The 17,065-nt window shown below is 59.7% G+C and carries 18 protein-coding genes and 1 tRNA gene; 5 read left to right on the top strand and 14 right to left on the bottom strand.

All coding sequences use genetic code 11. The features are described from left to right. Window positions 1-72 precede the first annotated feature (72 nt). The 3 genes from J4D99_RS16520 to J4D99_RS16510 form a co-directional block, all read right to left on the bottom strand. Complete coding sequence (locus J4D99_RS16520) at window positions 73-486, bottom strand: 6-pyruvoyl trahydropterin synthase family protein (protein ID WP_208132835.1); 414 nt, start codon at window positions 484-486, stop codon at window positions 73-75. A 90-nt stretch (window positions 487-576) separates the two neighbouring features. Then, window positions 577-1,578 (bottom strand): FecCD family ABC transporter permease, encoded by a 1,002-nt coding sequence (locus J4D99_RS16515; RefSeq protein WP_208132834.1) that lies wholly within the window; start codon window positions 1,576-1,578, stop codon window positions 577-579. A gap of 3 nt (window positions 1,579-1,581) precedes the next feature. Continuing rightward, window positions 1,582-2,469 (bottom strand): ABC transporter substrate-binding protein, encoded by an 888-nt coding sequence (locus J4D99_RS16510; RefSeq protein ID WP_208132833.1) that lies wholly within the window; start codon window positions 2,467-2,469, stop codon window positions 1,582-1,584. A gap of 70 nt (window positions 2,470-2,539) precedes the next feature. On the opposite strand from J4D99_RS16510, the gene rfaD reads away from it, so the two are divergent. Further along, complete coding sequence (rfaD, locus tag J4D99_RS16505) at window positions 2,540-3,508, top strand: ADP-glyceromanno-heptose 6-epimerase (RefSeq protein WP_208132832.1); 969 nt, start codon at window positions 2,540-2,542, stop codon at window positions 3,506-3,508. Between the two features lie 66 nt (window positions 3,509-3,574). On the opposite strand, the gene J4D99_RS16500 is transcribed toward rfaD, so the two are convergent. The 4 genes from J4D99_RS16500 to rpmH form a co-directional block, all read right to left on the bottom strand. Continuing rightward, window positions 3,575-3,904, bottom strand: a complete 330-nt coding sequence (locus tag J4D99_RS16500) for a DUF6678 family protein (protein WP_208132831.1) — start codon at window positions 3,902-3,904, stop codon at window positions 3,575-3,577. A 44-nt stretch (window positions 3,905-3,948) separates the two neighbouring features. Further along, window positions 3,949-5,643, bottom strand: coding sequence for a S41 family peptidase (locus tag J4D99_RS16495; protein ID WP_208132830.1), 1,695 nt, complete (start codon window positions 5,641-5,643; stop codon window positions 3,949-3,951). A gap of 117 nt (window positions 5,644-5,760) precedes the next feature. Continuing rightward, on the bottom strand, window positions 5,761-6,198 hold the full coding sequence (locus J4D99_RS16490) for a ribonuclease P protein component (RefSeq protein WP_208132829.1): 438 nt from the start codon (window positions 6,196-6,198) through the stop codon (window positions 5,761-5,763). A gap of 135 nt (window positions 6,199-6,333) precedes the next feature. Beyond that, window positions 6,334-6,492, bottom strand: coding sequence for a 50S ribosomal protein L34 (gene rpmH / locus J4D99_RS16485; protein WP_068337113.1), 159 nt, complete (start codon window positions 6,490-6,492; stop codon window positions 6,334-6,336). A gap of 185 nt (window positions 6,493-6,677) precedes the next feature. Between rpmH and J4D99_RS16480 the strand changes: the two genes are divergently transcribed. Next, the gene (locus J4D99_RS16480; RefSeq protein ID WP_208132828.1) at window positions 6,678-8,414 is read left to right on the top strand and encodes a M61 family metallopeptidase; all 1,737 of its coding nucleotides are present in this window, start codon (window positions 6,678-6,680) and stop codon (window positions 8,412-8,414) included. A 67-nt stretch (window positions 8,415-8,481) separates the two neighbouring features. Here J4D99_RS16480 and J4D99_RS16475 read toward each other — a convergent pair whose 3' ends face one another. The 4 genes from J4D99_RS16475 to J4D99_RS16460 all read right to left on the bottom strand — a co-directional run bounded on the left by J4D99_RS16475 (window position 8,482) and on the right by J4D99_RS16460 (window position 10,626). Next, on the bottom strand, window positions 8,482-8,730 hold the full coding sequence (locus tag J4D99_RS16475) for a hypothetical protein (RefSeq protein ID WP_208132827.1): 249 nt from the start codon (window positions 8,728-8,730) through the stop codon (window positions 8,482-8,484). 115 nt (window positions 8,731-8,845) lie between these two features. Then, window positions 8,846-9,457, bottom strand: a complete 612-nt coding sequence (locus tag J4D99_RS16470; RefSeq protein WP_236018702.1) for a TlpA family protein disulfide reductase — start codon at window positions 9,455-9,457, stop codon at window positions 8,846-8,848. Window positions 9,458-9,523: 66 nt separating this feature from the next. Further along, window positions 9,524-10,453: a PfkB family carbohydrate kinase gene (locus J4D99_RS16465; protein ID WP_208132826.1), complete on the bottom strand. Its 930-nt coding sequence runs from the start codon at window positions 10,451-10,453 to the stop codon at window positions 9,524-9,526. A gap of 99 nt (window positions 10,454-10,552) precedes the next feature. After that, window positions 10,553-10,626: transfer RNA gene (locus J4D99_RS16460), tRNA-His, on the bottom strand. A 149-nt stretch (window positions 10,627-10,775) separates the two neighbouring features. Between J4D99_RS16460 and J4D99_RS16455 the strand changes: the two genes are divergently transcribed. After that, a complete protein-coding gene (locus tag J4D99_RS16455; protein WP_208132825.1) occupies window positions 10,776-12,191 on the top strand; it encodes a DEAD/DEAH box helicase in 1,416 nt (471 codons plus the stop codon). An 80-nt stretch (window positions 12,192-12,271) separates the two neighbouring features. Here J4D99_RS16455 and J4D99_RS16450 read toward each other — a convergent pair whose 3' ends face one another. The 3 genes from J4D99_RS16450 to J4D99_RS16440 all read right to left on the bottom strand — a co-directional run bounded on the left by J4D99_RS16450 (window position 12,272) and on the right by J4D99_RS16440 (window position 14,615). Then, window positions 12,272-12,703, bottom strand: a complete 432-nt coding sequence (locus J4D99_RS16450) for a hypothetical protein (protein ID WP_208132824.1) — start codon at window positions 12,701-12,703, stop codon at window positions 12,272-12,274. 275 nt (window positions 12,704-12,978) lie between these two features. Further along, on the bottom strand, window positions 12,979-13,683 hold the full coding sequence (gene upp / locus J4D99_RS16445) for a uracil phosphoribosyltransferase (RefSeq protein WP_208132823.1): 705 nt from the start codon (window positions 13,681-13,683) through the stop codon (window positions 12,979-12,981). Then, entirely contained in the window at window positions 13,668-14,615 is a 948-nt protein-coding gene (locus tag J4D99_RS16440) for a GNAT family N-acetyltransferase (protein ID WP_309509641.1), read from the bottom strand. Before J4D99_RS16440 ends, upp begins: the two co-directional genes overlap by 16 nt. 118 nt (window positions 14,616-14,733) lie before the next feature. On the opposite strand from J4D99_RS16440, the gene J4D99_RS16435 reads away from it, so the two are divergent. Together J4D99_RS16435 and J4D99_RS16430 are read left to right on the top strand one after the other, a co-directional pair. After that, window positions 14,734-16,710, top strand: coding sequence for a capsule assembly Wzi family protein (locus J4D99_RS16435; protein ID WP_208132821.1), 1,977 nt, complete (start codon window positions 14,734-14,736; stop codon window positions 16,708-16,710). Window positions 16,711-16,713: 3 nt separating this feature from the next. Then, window positions 16,714-17,064, top strand: a complete 351-nt coding sequence (locus tag J4D99_RS16430; RefSeq protein WP_208132820.1) for a hypothetical protein — start codon at window positions 16,714-16,716, stop codon at window positions 17,062-17,064. Window position 17,065: the final 1 nt, after the last annotated feature.

The following is a 17,065-nucleotide window of genomic DNA, read 5'->3' as shown; positions in this document are numbered from 1 at the left end:
CCGCTGGGGTTGCTAATTTCTGATAAACGCCGCCGTGATAAGATGCTTCGTTCCTCAGCCTGACAAACGGCCCTAGCCGAAGTACTCTACCGCGTTGCGGGGCGTTTCGTAAATCTTGATGCAATGCAACTGGGCCGGTGTAATGGCTGGCAGCTCGCGCTGCAATATTTGCCAGAAGGCCACGGCCAGGTTCTCGGTGCTAGCCAGCTGTCCTTTCAGAAACGGCACGTCGAGGTTGAGGTTTTTGTGGTCTACCTGCTCGGTAATATGCGTGCGGATAAGGTCGCTGAGGGCCTTGAGGTCCACTACGAAGCCGGTGTCGGGGTCGGGCTGGCCCTTCACGGTCACTATCATTTCGTAGTTGTGGCCGTGCCAGTTTTCGTTGGCGCAGGGGCCGAATACCTCCGCGTTGCGCTCCGGGCTCCAGGCGGGGTTGTAGAGCTTGTGGGCGGCGTTAAAGTGCTCGCGGCGGCTGACGTATAGCATCTGGTTGTTGCTTGTTAATTGTTGATTATTGGCTGGCAAGCTGACTATGAGAAGTTTATTACTCAGCAATCAACAATTAACAGCCAACAATCAGCTTGTTTTGCGCAGCAAAGATACGAAAAACGGTACCCCCAGCAGGGCAGTCACTAGCCCCACCGGCAGGCCAGCCGGCGGATAAAGCAGCCGGGCCAGCAAGTCGCAGGCCAGCAGAAAGCCCCCACCCAGCACCGCGCAAAACGCCAGGTTGGCCCGCCCCGCCGTGCCCAACAGCCCCCGCGTGAGGTGCGGCACCACCAGCCCCACAAAGCCCACCGGCCCGCACAAGGCTACTACCCCACCCGTGAGCGCCGCCACCAGCGCCAGCAGCAGCCAGCGCAGCCGCGCCACCGGCAGGCCCAGTGCCTGCGCTCGCTCCTCCCCTAGCAACAAGATGTTCAGGTCTTTCTGCAAAAAAATCAGCAGTGCCAGGCTACCCGCCAGCACGGCGGCCGGGTAGCCCAGCACCGCCCAGCTAGCCCGCTCAAACGACCCAAACGCCCAAAATACCACCACCTGCAAATTGCCTTGGTCAGCCTTCAAAAACGTAATGAGGGACCCTAGCGCCGCGGCCAGGGCGCCCACCGCCACGCCGCCCAGCAGCAGCGGCGCCGGCAGCACCCGCCCCCGCCGCGAGCCGATGGCCACCACCAGCACCGTAGCCAGCAGCCCGCCCGCCAGAGCCGCCAGCGGCGGCAAATACAGCCCGCTCAGCGTAAGCGCCGGAAAAAATAAATAGGCCACAATGGCCCCCAGCGACGCCCCCGACGCCGTGCCGAGCAGGTAGGGGTCGGCCAGCGGGTTCGTAACCAGCGTTTGCAATAAGTAGCCGCTCAGCGCGAGGCTAGCCCCCGCCAGCCAGGCCAGCAGCAGCCGCGGCAGCCGCAGCTGCACCAGTACTAGCTGCGCCGGGTCAGTTGGGTCATAGTGGCGCAGTGTCTTGATAATGAAGGCATAATCAGTAGCATACGAGCCTACCCGCAGCCCTAGCCCGAGTAGCAGCAGCGTGAGCAGGATGCCCGCCAAGAGCCAGCGGCCGGGGTGCGTAGCGGGCATAAGCTACTTACGCAAAAGGGCTTGCAGCTCGCGTACGGCCTCTACGATGCGTGGGCTGGGCCGTTGCAGTAGGTTGGGCGTGGTAGCGTACACGCGCCGGGTCTGGTAGGCGCGGGTACGGCGCAGCTCGGGGTTGTTTTTAAAGAACGTGCTGTCCAGCTTGCCAAAGCGACCACCCAGTAGCACCTCTGGGTTCATCTTCAGAACGTATTCGCGCGTCAGGGCCGGGAAGGGCTGTGGAAAGGTATCGCGCACCGCGTTCTGCCCCCCCGCCAGCCTTATCTCATCCGTGAACAGGGTATTCTGCCCATACACATAAATGGGGTCGGCCGAGGCTAGCGCCAGCACCGTGGGCCGTGCAGCGCCCGGCACCGGCTTCGCTAGCCCGTTGAGTTGCGCTTGCAGCGAATCGGTCAGGCGCTTGGCCTGCGCCGGGCGGCCCAGCAGCCGGCCTATGTCGTTGATACCGCGCAGCACGTCGGCCACGCGCCGGTATTTCTGATAATAGACCGGGATGCCCAGCTGGCCCAGGCGAGCAGCTGCATCGGGCGGGGTAATGCCTTCGATGGTGAATACCACATCGGGGTGCAGCGCCACCAGGCGCTCCATATCGAGCGGATACGAGTTCACGAGGGGCTTGCGCAGGACCGCGGCGGGGTAGTCATCAACCTGCGTGCGGGCAATGATAGTAGCCGTATCGGCCACGGCATAGAGCGTTTCGGTGAGGCTGGGGGCTAGCGCCAGCACCCGGCGCGGGTGGGCGGGCAGCGTGAGGGCCCGGCCCAGGTCGTCGTGCACCTGCATGGTGGCGGGGGCAGTAGTCGGCTTATTTTCGGGCTGGCAGGCTAGCAAACCAAGCAGCCCCAGCGGTAGGTAGAGCGAAACGCGCATGGCTGCAAAGGTAGGCGGCGGCCCTAGCGCCGGCCGCCCTTGCTACCTTTAGGCCTTAATTCTCCTCGATATGATAGTCGTCACCGGCGCCGCCGGCTTCATCGCCAGCTGCCTAGTCTCCCGCCTCAACGCCGCCAATTTCAACGACCTCGTGGTGGTCGATAATTTCGCTATTGAGAAAAAGCTGCCCAACATTCACGGCAAAAAGCTGCGCGAGTACGTCGACCGCGAAGAGTTCTTTCCGTGGCTCGACGCCAACCACGAGCAGGTAGAATTCATCTTCCACCTCGGCGCCCGCACCGATACCACCGAGCAGGACCCGGCCATCTTCGACCTGCTCAACCTCAACTATAGCAAGCAGATGTGGCAGGCCTGCGTGCGCTACAACCTGCCGCTGGTGTATGCCAGCAGCGGCGCCACCTACGGCGACGGCCGCCTCGGCTACTCCGACCAGGACGATGCCCTACCCTACCAACTGCGCCCGCTCAACCCCTACGGCGAGTCGAAAAACGACTTCGACAAATGGGCCCTAGCCCAGGAGGAGAAGCCTTATTTCTGGGCTGGTCTCAAGTTTTTCAACGTCTACGGCCCCAACGAATACCACAAGGGCCGCATGGCCTCGGTTATCCTGCACGCCTTCCGCCAGATTCGCGAAAACGGCAGCATGCAGCTCTTCCGCTCGCACAACCCCGAGTATGTAGACGGCGGCCAGATGCGCGATTTCGTGTATGTGAAAGACGTGGTGGAAGTATGTTACTTCCTGCTGCACCACCGCACGCACTCGGGCCTCTACAACCTCGGCACCGGCCAGGCCCGCACGTTCATGGACCTCGCGCTCAATACTTTCGCCGCGATGGGCCAGCCCGCCGACATCCGCTTCCGCGACACCCCCGAAGATATCCGCGACACCTACCAGTACTTCACCGAGGCCGACATGCGCAAGCTCCGCAGCATCGGCTACGAGCGCCCTTTTGCGACGCTGGAGGAGGGTATTCGGGATTATGTGCAGGGCTATTTGGTGGAGGGGGCTTATTATTAGCTTTAGAACAAACACTAGCGCGAGTTCTACTTAGTTAAACTATTACTAGCGCCAGAGTAGTCCCCGCTAGAAAACCGCTTTTAGCAATGGAATGTGGACAATACCATCTAAGGTGGTGTAATCTATGTTCGCTTGACGCAGGCCTTCCTCAATTTGAGCTATGTTATCTATACGCTTGGGAGGTATGAGGCGCCCTGTATGCTCCATAGTGACAGGATTTATCTCTACCCATTCAACATCACGAACTGGCCAAGGCCCAACTGAGCCAAGCTCAATGTAGCTTGGAACTGGTATAATAATCCAAGACCAGCTACTTGCATCCAATCGCCCCTTTATTTTGATTCTAGCTGTGCATTTAGCAGCTTGAATAATGTCGACTAAAGCAGAGATATTCATTGTTGCAATAAATTAAAAGAGGCGTCACTTATGACGCCTCTTTTCTATTTCGTACCCGCCGACTTGCGGGCGCTAGCAGCCTGCCCGCCTGGCTTCAGTAATGCCGCGTAGCGGTTGGGGTCGTTGAGCACCGCGATGGCCGCCTGGATATTAAGGTCGTCGTCAAAGCCTGCTTCGGTGCGGCCCTTCTCGTAGTAGTAGCGCGAGGCTATTTCTTCTTCGAGCAACTCCCGAATTTCGGGCTTAAAGCGCTGTAAGTCGTTGGTTTTGTTGGCCGCTACTTTACGCTTGATGGCATCTAGCTCGGGCTTCACGTCGTCGTAGTGCTTTTCCTCTTTCACCTTTTTGGTGAGGTCGGTGAGCACGCGCTCGGCGTCGGTGCTGTAGGCCATGCTCTTGCCTTGCAGATACGTTACAAACTTCTGATAGTCAGCATCGGCCAGCTTGAAGTCGCGGGCCGGGGCAATGGTAGCGTGCTCGGCGCGGTAGCGGGTGGCAAAGTCAAAGAGATAGCCCTTTTGAATGAGCACGCGGGTAATATCCGCAATCTCGCGGTCCTGCACGTCAATGTCGGGGGCCACTCCCCCACCGTCGTACACCGTGCGGCCGGCCTGGGTTTTAAACGCCGTGCGCAACGAGTCGGGAAATTTACTGAGCGCACCATCTTCGGCGCGGTGCGAGTAGTCGATTTCCTGAATGCAGCGCCCGCTCGGGATATAATACTTAGCCGTGGTCACTTTGAGCTGCGAGTTGTAGCTCAGCGGCCGGGTGGCCTGCACAAGGCCCTTACCGAAGGTGCGCTCGCCCACCAGCACGGCGCGGTCGTAGTCCTGCAAGACACCCGACACAATTTCCGAAGCTGAGGCCGAGCGGTTACTCGTGATAACGGCAATCGGCATCTGGGTATCGAGCGGCACGTCGAGCGCCTTATAGGTTTTGTTCCATTCCGTCACCTTACCCTTGGTGCTCACCACGTCCAAGCCTTTGTCCACGAAAAGGTTGGAGATGTTTACGGCTTCGTTCAGCAGGCCGCCGGGGTTGTCGCGAATATCGAATACGATTTTCTTCGCGCCTTTCTCCTTAAGCTTTACCACCGCATTGCGCACTTCGCGGCCCGCATCCATCGTGAAGCCCCCTAGCTGGAAGTACCCAATGTCGTTGGTGAGCATGCCGTAGTAGCGCACGTTGTCTACCTGGATGCGGTCGCGGGTCACCTCAATCTCGACCGGCTTATCCTGGCCGTAGCGCGTCACCATCAGCTTCACCACCGAGTTGGCCTGGCCGCGCAGCAGCTTGTTGATATCCGAGCTGGATTTCTTATCCAGATTGATACTATTGATAGTCAGTATCTCATCGCCAGGCAGCAGCCCTGCTTTTTGGGCTGGGTAGCCCTCATAGGCACTCTGTACTACAAATTTGCCATTACGCCTAGCCACCTCAATGCCGATACCGCCATACTGCCCCGTAGTGAGCGTACGGAAGTCCTCTATATCGTCTTCCGGAATGTAATTGGTATAGGGGTCCAGCGACTTCAGCATGCCGTCGATGCCCGTTTTCACCAGCTTGCCGGGCGTAATCTCGTCCACGTAGTACGTGTTCACCTCCTTAAACAAGGTGGCGAAAATATCGAGGTTTTTGGCAATCTCGAAGTAGCGGTCGCTATCGGATGCGGCCCGAAAGCTGACCAGACCGAGCGCGCCAAGACCAAGAGTAGCGAGTAGTTTTTTACGGATTGTCATCGGGCAATTGAATAGCTGAGCGCCGTAACAGCGGTGGCACTACGCGAGGCTGCCCGCCTCACCTGCCAAACGCCGCCTTGCGCGCCCGTACGTATACTGACGTGAAGATAATCGAAACTACGGCGCGGGTTGCACGATAGATTCTGCCAGCAAACGATTCAGCCCAGAAATTAATTTTTTTTCGACCAGCGCCAGCTCACTTTTTTCTTTGCCGGTGTACAGAATACCCAGCACGGCCACCGCATGGCCGCCTTCGGCTTCGCTAAGGCGGTATTTATTAAGGCGATAGGCCTCGCGCACGAGGCGCTTGAGGCGGTTGCGGTCGACGGCCCGCTTAAAGGTGCGCTTGGGCACCGTAATCAGCACCTGGGGCGGGGCAGTAGTGCGCGCCGGCGCCGCCAGCCAGGTCAGGCGAAGCGGATACACCCCTAGCGATGGATTTTTCCGGCTGAAGAGCTGCTCAATCAGCTTCTTGCTGCACAGGTGCTCGGCCTTCGGAAAAGTATAGGTTCGGCTGGCGGATGCGGGTTGGGTGGTAGCAGCTGGCTCTTCCACGGCGGTAAGGGGGTAAAATAGCGAAGCCGCATTGTAGCGGCAGTGATTCCTGGCGTCGCCAGAAAACAACCTGCCCCAACAATGCGGCTACCTGCTAGCTTAAAGCCATCAGCTAGGTGCTAACAGCCTAAGATACTAGCGCTTGTGACGGCCTTCGTCCGATACGGTGAGGCGCTTGCGGCCTTTGGCGCGGCGACGGGCCAGCACGTTGCGGCCGTTAGCTGTTTCCATACGGTTGCGGAAACCGTGCTTGTTGCGGCGCTTGCGCTGCGAGGGTTGATAGGTACGTTTCATGTCCGGTCAAATTGCGAGTTGGGCCGGCAAAGGTACGGATTTGTATTTAGAATAGCAAGCAATCAACCCGATAAGGCGGCTCTTGGCTCAGCCTGACAGCGATGGGGGCGATGTTCTACGTACTGGCTACGCTCCTTCTGCCTCGCTAGGGCTAGTTTTACTCGTTGCTTTCGCTGCCGCCGCTCATGACTTACTACCACGTTTCGTTCGAGAATCCGCTCACGTTTTACCTGCAAATTCAGCTCATGGTGGAGGTGCCGGCCGAGGCCAGCGGCCCGCTAGCCCTGCAGCTACCGGCCTGGCGCCCCGGCCGCTACGAGCTGCAAAATTTTGCCCAGAAGATTCAGCGCGTGGAGATTAGCGACGCCGAAACCGACGAGCCCCTGCCCTACCGCAAAACCACCAAGGACCGCTGGGAGGTGCCCGGCGCGGCCGGCCGCAGCGTGCGGGTGCGCTACAACTTCTACGCGCACCAGATGGACGCGGGCGGCTCGTGGCTCGACGCCACCCAGCTCTACCTCAACCCGGTGCAGGCGCTACTATATGCCGAAGGGCACCAGGACGCCCCTTGCCAGCTCACGCTCGACTTGCCAGTAGACTGGCGCCTGGCCTGCGGCCTGCCCCAAACGTTGCCCAACACCTTGCAGGCCAGCAATTTTGACCAGCTGGCCGACGCCCCGCTCATCGCTAGCCCCACTATTCAGCACCAGCAGTACGAGGCCGGCGGGCTGCCGTTCCACGTGTGGGCGCAGGGCGAGGAGGCGCTACTTAACTGGCCGAAGCTGCTAGCCGATTTTAAGGCTTTTTCGGAGGAACAGCTGACGCTTTTCGGCAGCTTCCCGGTGCAGGATTATCACTTCCTGAACCAGTTTTTGCCCTACAAGCACTACCACGGCGTGGAGCACCACAACTCGACGGTGATTGTGCTAGGCCCCGCCGAGCTACTGATGCAGGAGGCACTATATAAGGAGCTGCTGGGCGTAAGCTGCCACGAGCTGTTTCATACCTGGAACATCAAGGCCATCCGGCCGGCCGAGATGCAGCCCTACGACTATGCCCGCGAAAACTATTTCCGCACTTGCTACATCGCCGAGGGCGTCACAACTTACTACGGAGAGTATTTGCTGGCTCGTAGCAAGGTGCGCACCCCTAGCCAGTATTTTGAGGAGTTGAATATTGTGCTGCGCAAGCATTACGACGACGCTGGCGGCCAGAATCTGAGCCTGGCTGACGCCAGCATGGACCTCTGGCTCGATGGCTACAAGCCCGGCGTGCCCGACCGCAAGGTGAGCGTGTACCACAAAGGGGCCCTGGCGGCCCTGTTGCTCGACCTCACGCTGCGGCAGCTGCACGGCCACGCTCGTAGCCTCGACGACGTGATGCGCCGCCTCTACGAAGAGTTCGGCAAAACGGGTAAGGGCTATACCGACGAGGACTACGCCCGCATCGTGAGCGAAGTGGCCGGCCGTAAGATGCAGGTGTACTTCGACAAGTTTATCAACGGTACCGCGCCTTTGCATGAGCCGCTCGACAAGGCGCTGCGCACCGTGGGCTGCCACCTTGTGGCTTATGAAAATGCCTCGGCCTCAGAAGGCACTTTTGGCTTCCGCACGGTGGTGAAAAACGAGCGCACTGAGGTGACGTACATCTGGCCCGGCTCACCGGCCGCCCTAGCACTTACCGTCGATGATGAGATTGTGGCTATCAACGGGCGCCGTGTAGATATGAACCTGCAAAGCCTGCTCAGCACCGAGGCGCCGCACTATGAAGTGGCCGTATTCCGCCAAAACCGCCTGTTGCTGATAGAGCTGGCGGCGCTACCGGGGGCGCACTTCGGCCCGCGCTACGCCGTGGAGAAGCTAGCCGAGGCCGACGAGGCGCAACGCGCCGGCTTCGCCAAGTGGCTGGGCTGGGAATTTTAACGCACAAGCAAAGGCCCGGGAGCTTGAGTTAACTCAAGCTCCCGGGCCTTTGCTTGCTAAACAGCGACTAGTGCTTGGCGTCGCCGCCTTTGCCCACTTTGCCGCTGTTTACCGACATCGGCTTATTGCCCTGCGGGTTATTGCGGATGTTATTGACGCCGTGGCCGGCGCTATTGCCATCGGTGGTGTTGCCGTGGGCCGATACGTCCATGGTATTCGGGCTCTGCACCTGCGTGCTTTTTCTCTTGGTATTGGCAGCAGGGTTAACAGACGTTTTATCGTTTGTGAGGTCGGTTTCTTTCTTGGCGAGTGACATGGCGGGAAAAGGGAAAGGTGATAGATACTTGCTTATCCTTTTACCGCTTGGCGCACGCTGGGGTTGCTTGGCCGGGCGCCTAAGCGGCCTAGGCGCTCACAAAGTACGGTCGAGGCTAGCCACCGGCACCCAGCTTTTCAAGAGCTGTCCGAAACGCGGGCGTGTCGTAGTCGGCCATGCCGTCGTGGCGGTCGGCCAGCCGGCCGCTAGGGGTCAGGATAACGGTGGAAGGAATCGAAGGTGAATCGAACGGCGCGGGCAGCGGCGCAGCCGGGAAAAACACCGGCATTGTGTAACCCTTGCGCTTCAGCAACGCCTTGGCCTTGTTGGGGTTGGCATCGAGCGAGATGAGCACGAAGGCCACCTTGCTGGTATCCGTTTTTTGGTACAGCGCCTGCAAGCCCGGCATTTCGGCCAGGCACGGCGGGCACCAGCTGGCCCATAGGTTTACCAGCACGGCCTTGCCCCGAAACTGGCGCAGGTTGGCCGGGCGGCCATCAAGCGTAAGCAGCGGCAGCGGATAGGGATAGTCAGTGCGCAGGCTGGCTAGCTGAACCTGTGGCCCAGCCTGCTGGCTAGCCGGGGGCGTGGCGCGCCACAGCCCGCTAGCCAGCAGGCCGCGCTGCAAGATGCTGACGACCGGCAGGCGCAGGTCGGTGCCCATCACCAAGGCAAAGGCGCTCAGACAGATGATTTCCCCGCGGTTTTTGCGCAGCCAGCTTTGCATTTTTCAGTGGGTTACCTATAAAACAAAAAGTCGTAAAAAAGAACGTCATGCCGAGCTTGCTGTAAACTAAGCCGTTACGCTGGCCGGCTGCACGCGCACTAGTTCTTCAAACTGGGCTTCGCGGGCTTCGATTTCTTCCTGGGTGAGGTTGAGCAGGCGCTCAGTACCGAACTTCTCGACGCAGAACGAGGCCATGGCCGAGCCATGAATAACGGCACGCTTGAGGTTCTCGAACGAGCAATCGTCGGTGGCGGCGATGTGGCCGATGAAGCCGCCCGCGAAGGTGTCGCCGGCGCCGGTAGGGTCGAATACTTCTTCCAGCGGCAGGGCCGGGGCAAAGAACGTCTTGTTCTTATGAAAAAGCAGCGCACCGTGCTCGCCCTTCTTGATAATGAGAAACTTAGGCCCTAGCGCCAGAATTTTACGGGCAGCCTTCACCAGCGAGTACTCGCCCGACAGCTGGCGGGCTTCCTCGTCGTTGATGCTGAGCACATCCACCATCTCGATGGTGGCCAGCAGCTCTTCGGCCGCGATGTCCATCCAGAAGTTCATCGTATCGAGCACGATAAGCTTGGGACGGTTCACGAGGCGCTGAATAACGAGGCGCTGCACCTGCGGAGCCAGGTTGCCCAGCATCAGGTACTTGCAATCGAGGTAGCTGTCGGGGATGATGGGGTCGAACGACCCTAGCACGTTCAGCTCCGTCGTGATGGTTTCGCGCGAGTTGAGGTCTTTATTATACTTGCCCGACCAGAAAAACGACTTCTCATCCTGTTTGATTTGCAGGCCCTCGGTGTTCACGCCGTGGCTTTTCAGAATCTGAATATCGGACTGCGGAAAATCTCCACCTACCACGGCTACCAGGTTCACCGGCTTGGTCGAGTACGAAGCCGAGAGGCTGATGTAGGTAGCTGCGCCACCGATGATTTTATCGGTTTTGCCGAAGGGAGTTTCCAGGGCGTCGAAGGCCACGGAGCCGATTACGAGCAGACTCATCGCGAGTAATTAGGGTAAAAAGAAAAGGAGGCGTTTGAAGACGCAACTATGCAAATAACAAAAAAAGTCCCCGGATTCGCATCCGGGGACTTCCTTGCGGGTAAATAATGGGGCTCGAACCCACGACCTTCGGAATCACAATCCGACGCTCTAACCAGCTGAGCTATATCTACCGTGTGGTGGTTTGTGGGTGCAAAGATACGCAATCGGCTAAACTTTGCAAGATTTTACATTAAAAAATCACTAGTAGCTGCCCCAGCAGCCAAGCTGGTTAAAACTGCTCCTTGCGCCCCGCGCAGCAAAATAGCCCGACCTTTGCGCTATGGATACCCCCGCCGCGTTCACCGACTTCAAGCTTAACAAGCAATTACTCACTGCCGTAGCCGAGGCTGGCTTCACCGAGCCCACACCGGTGCAGGTACAAACCATTCCGCTGCTGCTGGCCGGCCACGACGTGCTCGGCATTGCCCAAACCGGCACCGGCAAAACGGCCGCCTTCGGCCTGCCGCTGCTCATGAAGGTGAAATATGCGCAGGGCGAGCACCCCCGCGCCCTCGTTCTGGCACCCACGCGCGAGCTGGCTATTCAGCTTGAGAAGCACCTCAAGGCGCTGGCTACTTACACCGACTTGCGGATTTATGCCATCTACGGCGGGCTAGGGCCGAAAACCCAGATTGAAACGATAAAGGCGGGGCTCGATATCCTCATTGCCACGCCCGGGCGCCTGATGGAGATTTACCTGAAGGGCGACCTGGTGCTGAAAAACCTGACTACGCTGGTGCTCGACGAGGCCGACAAGATGATGGACATGGGCTTCATGCCCCAGATTCGGCGCATCCTGGAAATCATCCCGCGCAAACGGCAAAATGTGCTGTTTTCGGCCACCATGCCCGAGCGCGTAACCCAATTGAGCGAGGAATTTCTGGAGTTTCCGGTGCGCGTGGAGGTGACGCCGCCCGCTCAGCCCGCCCAAACGGTGACCCAGAGCCTCTACGAAGTGCCCAACCTGGCCACTAAGATTAACCTGCTAGAGTATCTGCTGCACCGCGATGCCGAGGAGATGACGCGCGTTATGCTCTTTGCCCGCACCAAGGAGAACGCCGATGAAATAGCGCGCTTCCTACAGCGCAAAGCACCCATTGGGGAGGTGCGCGTGATACACGGCAACAAAGGGCAAAATGCCCGCCTCAACAGCATGGACGCCTTTAAAGAAGGCAACGTGCGCTACCTGGTGGCGACCGATGTGGCCGCTAGGGGCATCGATGTACCGCAGGTGAGCCACGTGGTGAACTTCGACGTGCCGCTGATATACGACGACTATGTGCACCGCATTGGGCGCACCGGCCGGGCGCGGCACACCGGCGCAGCCATCACGTTTGCCAACCCCGCCGAGCGGCAGCACATCGAGCGCATTCAGGACATGATTCGCCAGGAGATTCCGCTACTGCCCATTCCAGCTGAAGTGGAAATTACGACCACGCCTTTCCTCGAGAAGCAAGCCCACGCCCGCGTGCTCGACGAGCAGCGCCGCCGCGAAGACCCCGACTTTGCGGGCGCCTTCCACGAGAAGAAGGAGTGGATAAAGCCGGGCGTAACCATCGACAAGCGCACGGGCAAGCCCTTTGAGGAAGGCCGCAAAAAAAGCCAGAAAGGCGCCAAGAAGAACCCAGGTAAAAAGGGCGCTTCGGCGCCGGGCATGAAAGCCATTAAGGCCCGGCCCCGGCGCAGAAGCAGCTAAGCTGAGACCTAAGAATAAAGCCGGCCGTTCAACAGCCTTAGCAAAGGTGTTGAACGGCCGGCTTTATTTCTTTTACGCTTCTAGTGGTGCAGCAAGTGCCCAATGCGGGTGCTTGCCAGGGTGAGGACACCTCCCCACAGCACGGCGCTCCAAAGCATGTGCAGCAGGATACGCTGGCGCGGCACCCCTAGCAGCGTGGCAATGACGGTGCCCCCGATGGGCGAGAGCAGAATAGGCGTCAGAAACGCGATGCCTCCCATGCCGAAGCGCTTAAATACCTTGATGATATTGCGCGAACGCTTGGAAAACACCGGCGCCCGGCGCAGGCGGCGCTGCTGCTGGCGGTGGCGCACCCAAGCCCGGCCCACCCCGGAAATGATAAAGACACTCGTCATCATACCCGCCACGGTGAGGGCGAGCGTGGGCCAAAACCCCAGCCCCATGCTACTGCCCGCTAGCGGACCGCCTAAAAATTTTACGGTGCTAAGTAGGAAAACGGAGGCAAGCTTCATGGCAAAGTGTAACACTAATACAGGAATAACAATAAACTAGCAGCCCAACCAACACTTTAAAACAGGTAGGACAGCAAAAATAGACAATTTCCTGTATCAATCTATGCGCTAGGCCTTGAAATTTAAGTGCTAGTGGTGAATAGCTGTTTTCGTGCCAGCATTTGCCCTGATACGAAAGAAGCCAGTAGTAGTGATAAAAATTTCGTTTGTCACCGTTCAAAAGGCTTGTATCTGATGAAGATACGGCAGCCAACGCGAAGCCACTAGCTACAATCCTAAATTTTACTACCAAAAGCCAAATCGCCAGCATCGCCTAGCCCGGGCAGTATGTAGGCCTGTTCATTAAGCTTCTCATCAACGGCGGCCACCCAGAGCGTGGCTTCCGGGATTTCGCGCATCACGTAGGCCACCCCTTCGGGCGAGGCAATAACGGCCGCGATGTGCACCTGGCGCGGGGTGCCGAAGCGCAGCATGGCGCGGTAGGTTTGCACGAGGCTTTTGCCGGTGGCAAGCATGGGGTCGGCCAGGATGAGCACCCGCTCGTCGAGGCGCGGGGCAGTGAGGTAGTCGAGCTGCACCTGCACCTGGGCCGTGCCCTCGATGCGGTAAGCTGCCGCGAAAGCACTCGGGCTTTGGTCGAAGTAATTGAGGAAGCCCTGATGAAATGGCAGGCCCGCCCGCAACACAGTGGCCAGCACCGGAAAATCGCGCAGCAGCTGGCTGGGGGCCTCCCCTAGCGGCGTGCGCACCGACTGTGGCGTATAACTAAGCTGGACGCTGATGCGGGTGGCAATGATTTCGCCCAGGCGCTGGAGGTTGCGCCGGAAGCGTAGGCTGTCTTTCTGAACGTCGACATCGCGCAGCTCGGCCAAAAAATGATTGGCAATGCTGGGCTCGGCACACACCACGCGCAGGCGGTCGGTGGGCAAAGCTGGGGCGGCCGGAGCTAGCGATTCGGGAGAGGTCAGGGGCGCATCCATGTTGAAAGCCAGGAAGTAGAAGTAAAAGAGAGGGCCGGGTAGCGTACGGACCGCGCCCCGAAATTGGCGAAGAAACGCCCAATGCCCGGCACACTGCCCCCCTCAAAGTCGAATACCTGGCCCGGCTGCCCGGCGTGGCGGGCCAGGGCATCGTCGAGCAGCAGCATGGGTGCCTTGGCGGCGCGCCCAGCCGACGTCACGGCCGCAAACAGGTAAATCACGCCCCCGGCGTGGTGGATGAACAGGGCGCCGGCCAGCAGCTCGCCCGTAGCCGGCGTCCGCACTTCGCGCAGCTCGGCTTGCCCCCGGGCCCGGGCGGCGGCATACACGCGCCGCAGGGGCTCGTAGTGGCGGGGTTGCAAGCCAGTGTGAGTGGGGCCGCGATACGATAAGAAAACCCGGATTAGCGCGTCCAGGTCGTGGCCCGCCGTTACCGTTAGCGGCTGGGCCAAGCGCAGGTTTTGGCGCAGGCGGCGGCGATACTCGGCCGTGTAGCCCGCCAGCAAGTCGGCATAAGCCGGCGCCAGACTCACTTGATAGGTGCAGCGCTCGGTGGCTGTGTAGCCGCGCGGCAACTTAGGCAACTGCCATTGGCTAGGCGGCAGCTGTTGGTAAAGCCGGGTGCAATAGCGTTTGGCCAATTCCAGGTACGCGGTCAGCTCGCGCTGCTGGCTTGCGGCGGTCAGCACCAAGCCCAGCTGCTGGGTGAAGAGCGGCTGGTAGGCCACCCGGCCCCAGGGCCGCCACTTGGTAGGCAGCGGCAGCAGCGAACGGTACTCGCCGGCCGGGCCCAGCTCGACTACGGCATTCCAGCGGCCAGCGGTGGCGGCCAGCCACCAGGCCTGCACGTAGGGTGGCGCACCGGGGCTAGCTGCCACGCAGGCGTCCCAGCGGGCCGGGTCGAGGTCATGAAAACGAAGCAGGCGCAGCACGGCAGACAAGGCAGCTTAAACTAGGGGGCTGAGGCCAAAGGTCGGGGCCGAAAGGCGGGGCCGCGTCGGCCGACGTAAATTTGCCAGGCCTGCCCCACTCAGGGTAGTTTTTTGATTGATGAAATACTACCTGTCTTCACTGCTTTTTGCCCTGGCTGGCCCGTTAGCGGCCCAGACTACGCCGCCCGCTGCTCCACCTCAGCCCAATTCGGCCAACTGGTACATTTTCAATCAGCCGCTGCCGGCAAACCCGGAAAGCGAAAAGCCGGTGAAAGACACCAAACCACTTAAAGCCGACCAGCCGCTGCGCGAGCCGGCCCCCGCGCCAGTGCCCGTAGTGCGCGAGCAGGCGCCCCGCCCGGCGGCAGCGCCCGCCGTGCTGGCTAGCCCCAGCCGCGCTAAGCATTCGCCCTACCAGGGGCCGCTCTACGTGCCGCTCGACCCGAATACGTACCGGCTGCTTGACCGCTACGCCATTAAATACGGGCCCGACTCGCTGCAAGACCCGCATACCAGCGTGCGGCCCTACACGCGCTCGGCGGCGGCGCACCTGGGCGAGCGCCTGCTGGCTAGCCCCAGCGGGCTGTCGGCCGCCGACCAGTTTAACGCCGCGTACTTAGCTAAAGACAACTGGATGTTCTCGCCCACCGGCGATAGCCTCAACCAGAGCCCGCAGCCGATACTCACGCATTTTTACCGCGACCAGACGGACTTATACCACGTTCAGAACAAGGACTTTGCCTTCCGGCTAAACCCCGTGCTGCTGCTGCAAGCCGGTAAGGATGGCGGCGACAACAGTCGCTCTGGTTTGCGCTATGTGAATACGCGCGGCGTGAGCTTTGAAGGACTGATAGACCAGCGGCTGGGCTTCTACGGTTTCCTCACCGACAACCAGGAGGCGGTGCCGGGCTGGGTGTATCAGCGCACTGTGCGCGACAGCTACCCCGGCTCGCTGGTGGCACCCCACGAGGGCTATACCAAGCTGTTTAAGGACAAGCCTGACCAGTATGACTTCTTCACGGCGCGGGGCGGCATTACCTACGCGGCTACCAAGCACATCAATGTGCAGTTTGCCCACGACCGTAATTTTATCGGCAACGGCTACCGCTCGCTTATTCTCAGCGATTATAGCGCCCCGTACTTTTTTCTGAAGCTGAATACGCGGATTTGGCGCTTCAACTACCAGAACATCTTTGCCGAGCTAAACGCCCGGCGCAGCATTTCGGGCCTCGACTCACTTTTTCCGAAGAAATACCTGGCGCTGCACCACCTGAGCCTGGATGTGACCAATAACTTCAACATTGGCGTGTTCGAGTCGGAGGTATCGGGCGGGCCCGGGCGCGGTCTGGAGCTGCAATACCTGAACCCAATTATTTTCTACCGCGCCATCGAGCAGAACCTGGGCTCGACCGACAACGCGCTGCTAGGCCTCGACTTTAAGTGGAACATCAAGCACCGCGCCCAACTCTATGGCCAGCTGGTGCTCGACGAGTTTAAGCTGAAGGAAATCTTGGCCGGCAATGGCTGGTGGGCCAACAAGCAGGCCTTTCAGCTAGGGGGCAAGCTGCTCGACGTGGCCGGCGTGCCCAACCTCGACTTACAGCTGGAAGTCAACTACATCCGCCCATATACCTATCAGCACGAAACCCCCTACACCAACTACCAGCACTACCAGCAGCCGCTAGCCCACCCTATGGGCGCCAACCTGACGGAGGTGCTTGGGGTGCTTAGCTATCAGCCGCTGCCCCGCCTCGGCCTCGTGGCGAAGGCGTTCTACACAGTGCAGGGCCTCGATGCGCAGGCCCCCGGTGGGGCGTCGGTGCTCACCAATTATGGCAGCAACCCACTGTTATCTTATAACACCCGGCCCATGGAATATGGTGTGCGCACGGGCCAGGGCGACAAAAACCGCCTGCTGCACTTCGACTTCACGGCTACCTATCAGCCCAAGCTGAACCTGTTTGTGGATGCCACCCTCATTGCCCGGCATTCATCGCTCGACCAGCCTACCTACTATGGCGCCGTAGCGGGCACGGAAGTATATGCCTCGCTAGCCTTGCGCTGGAACATCGCCCAGCGCTTGCACGAGTTTTAGGCCATGTCTGCAACTACCTTTTTATATCGTCCCGTCAATCAGCAAGAGCTGGATTTGATTGCGGCCAGCGATTGGCGCGCCTTTCCGCCGCGTTTGCCCGAGCAGCCTATTTTCTACCCAGTGCTGAATGAGGAATACGCCGTGCAAATCAGTCGCGATTGGAATGTGCCGTATTACGGCGTGGGCCACGTGGTGCGATTTGCCGTCGATAGCGACTACCTGGCCCAGTTTGCGGTGCAGAATGTGGGCGATGCGCAGCACAACGAGCTATGGGTGCCCGCCGAGCAGCTAGCCGAGTTTAATACGCACATCGTGGGCCCGATTGAAGTAACGGCTACCTTCCGGCGTTCTTAGT

It is taken from the genome of Hymenobacter sp. BT559 (assembly GCF_017571525.1).
Taxonomy (GTDB): Bacteria; Bacteroidota; Bacteroidia; order Cytophagales; family Hymenobacteraceae; genus Hymenobacter; species Hymenobacter ginsengisoli.
Note: the sequence above shows the minus strand (reverse complement) of the source record. Positions and strands in the feature narration are given on the sequence as shown.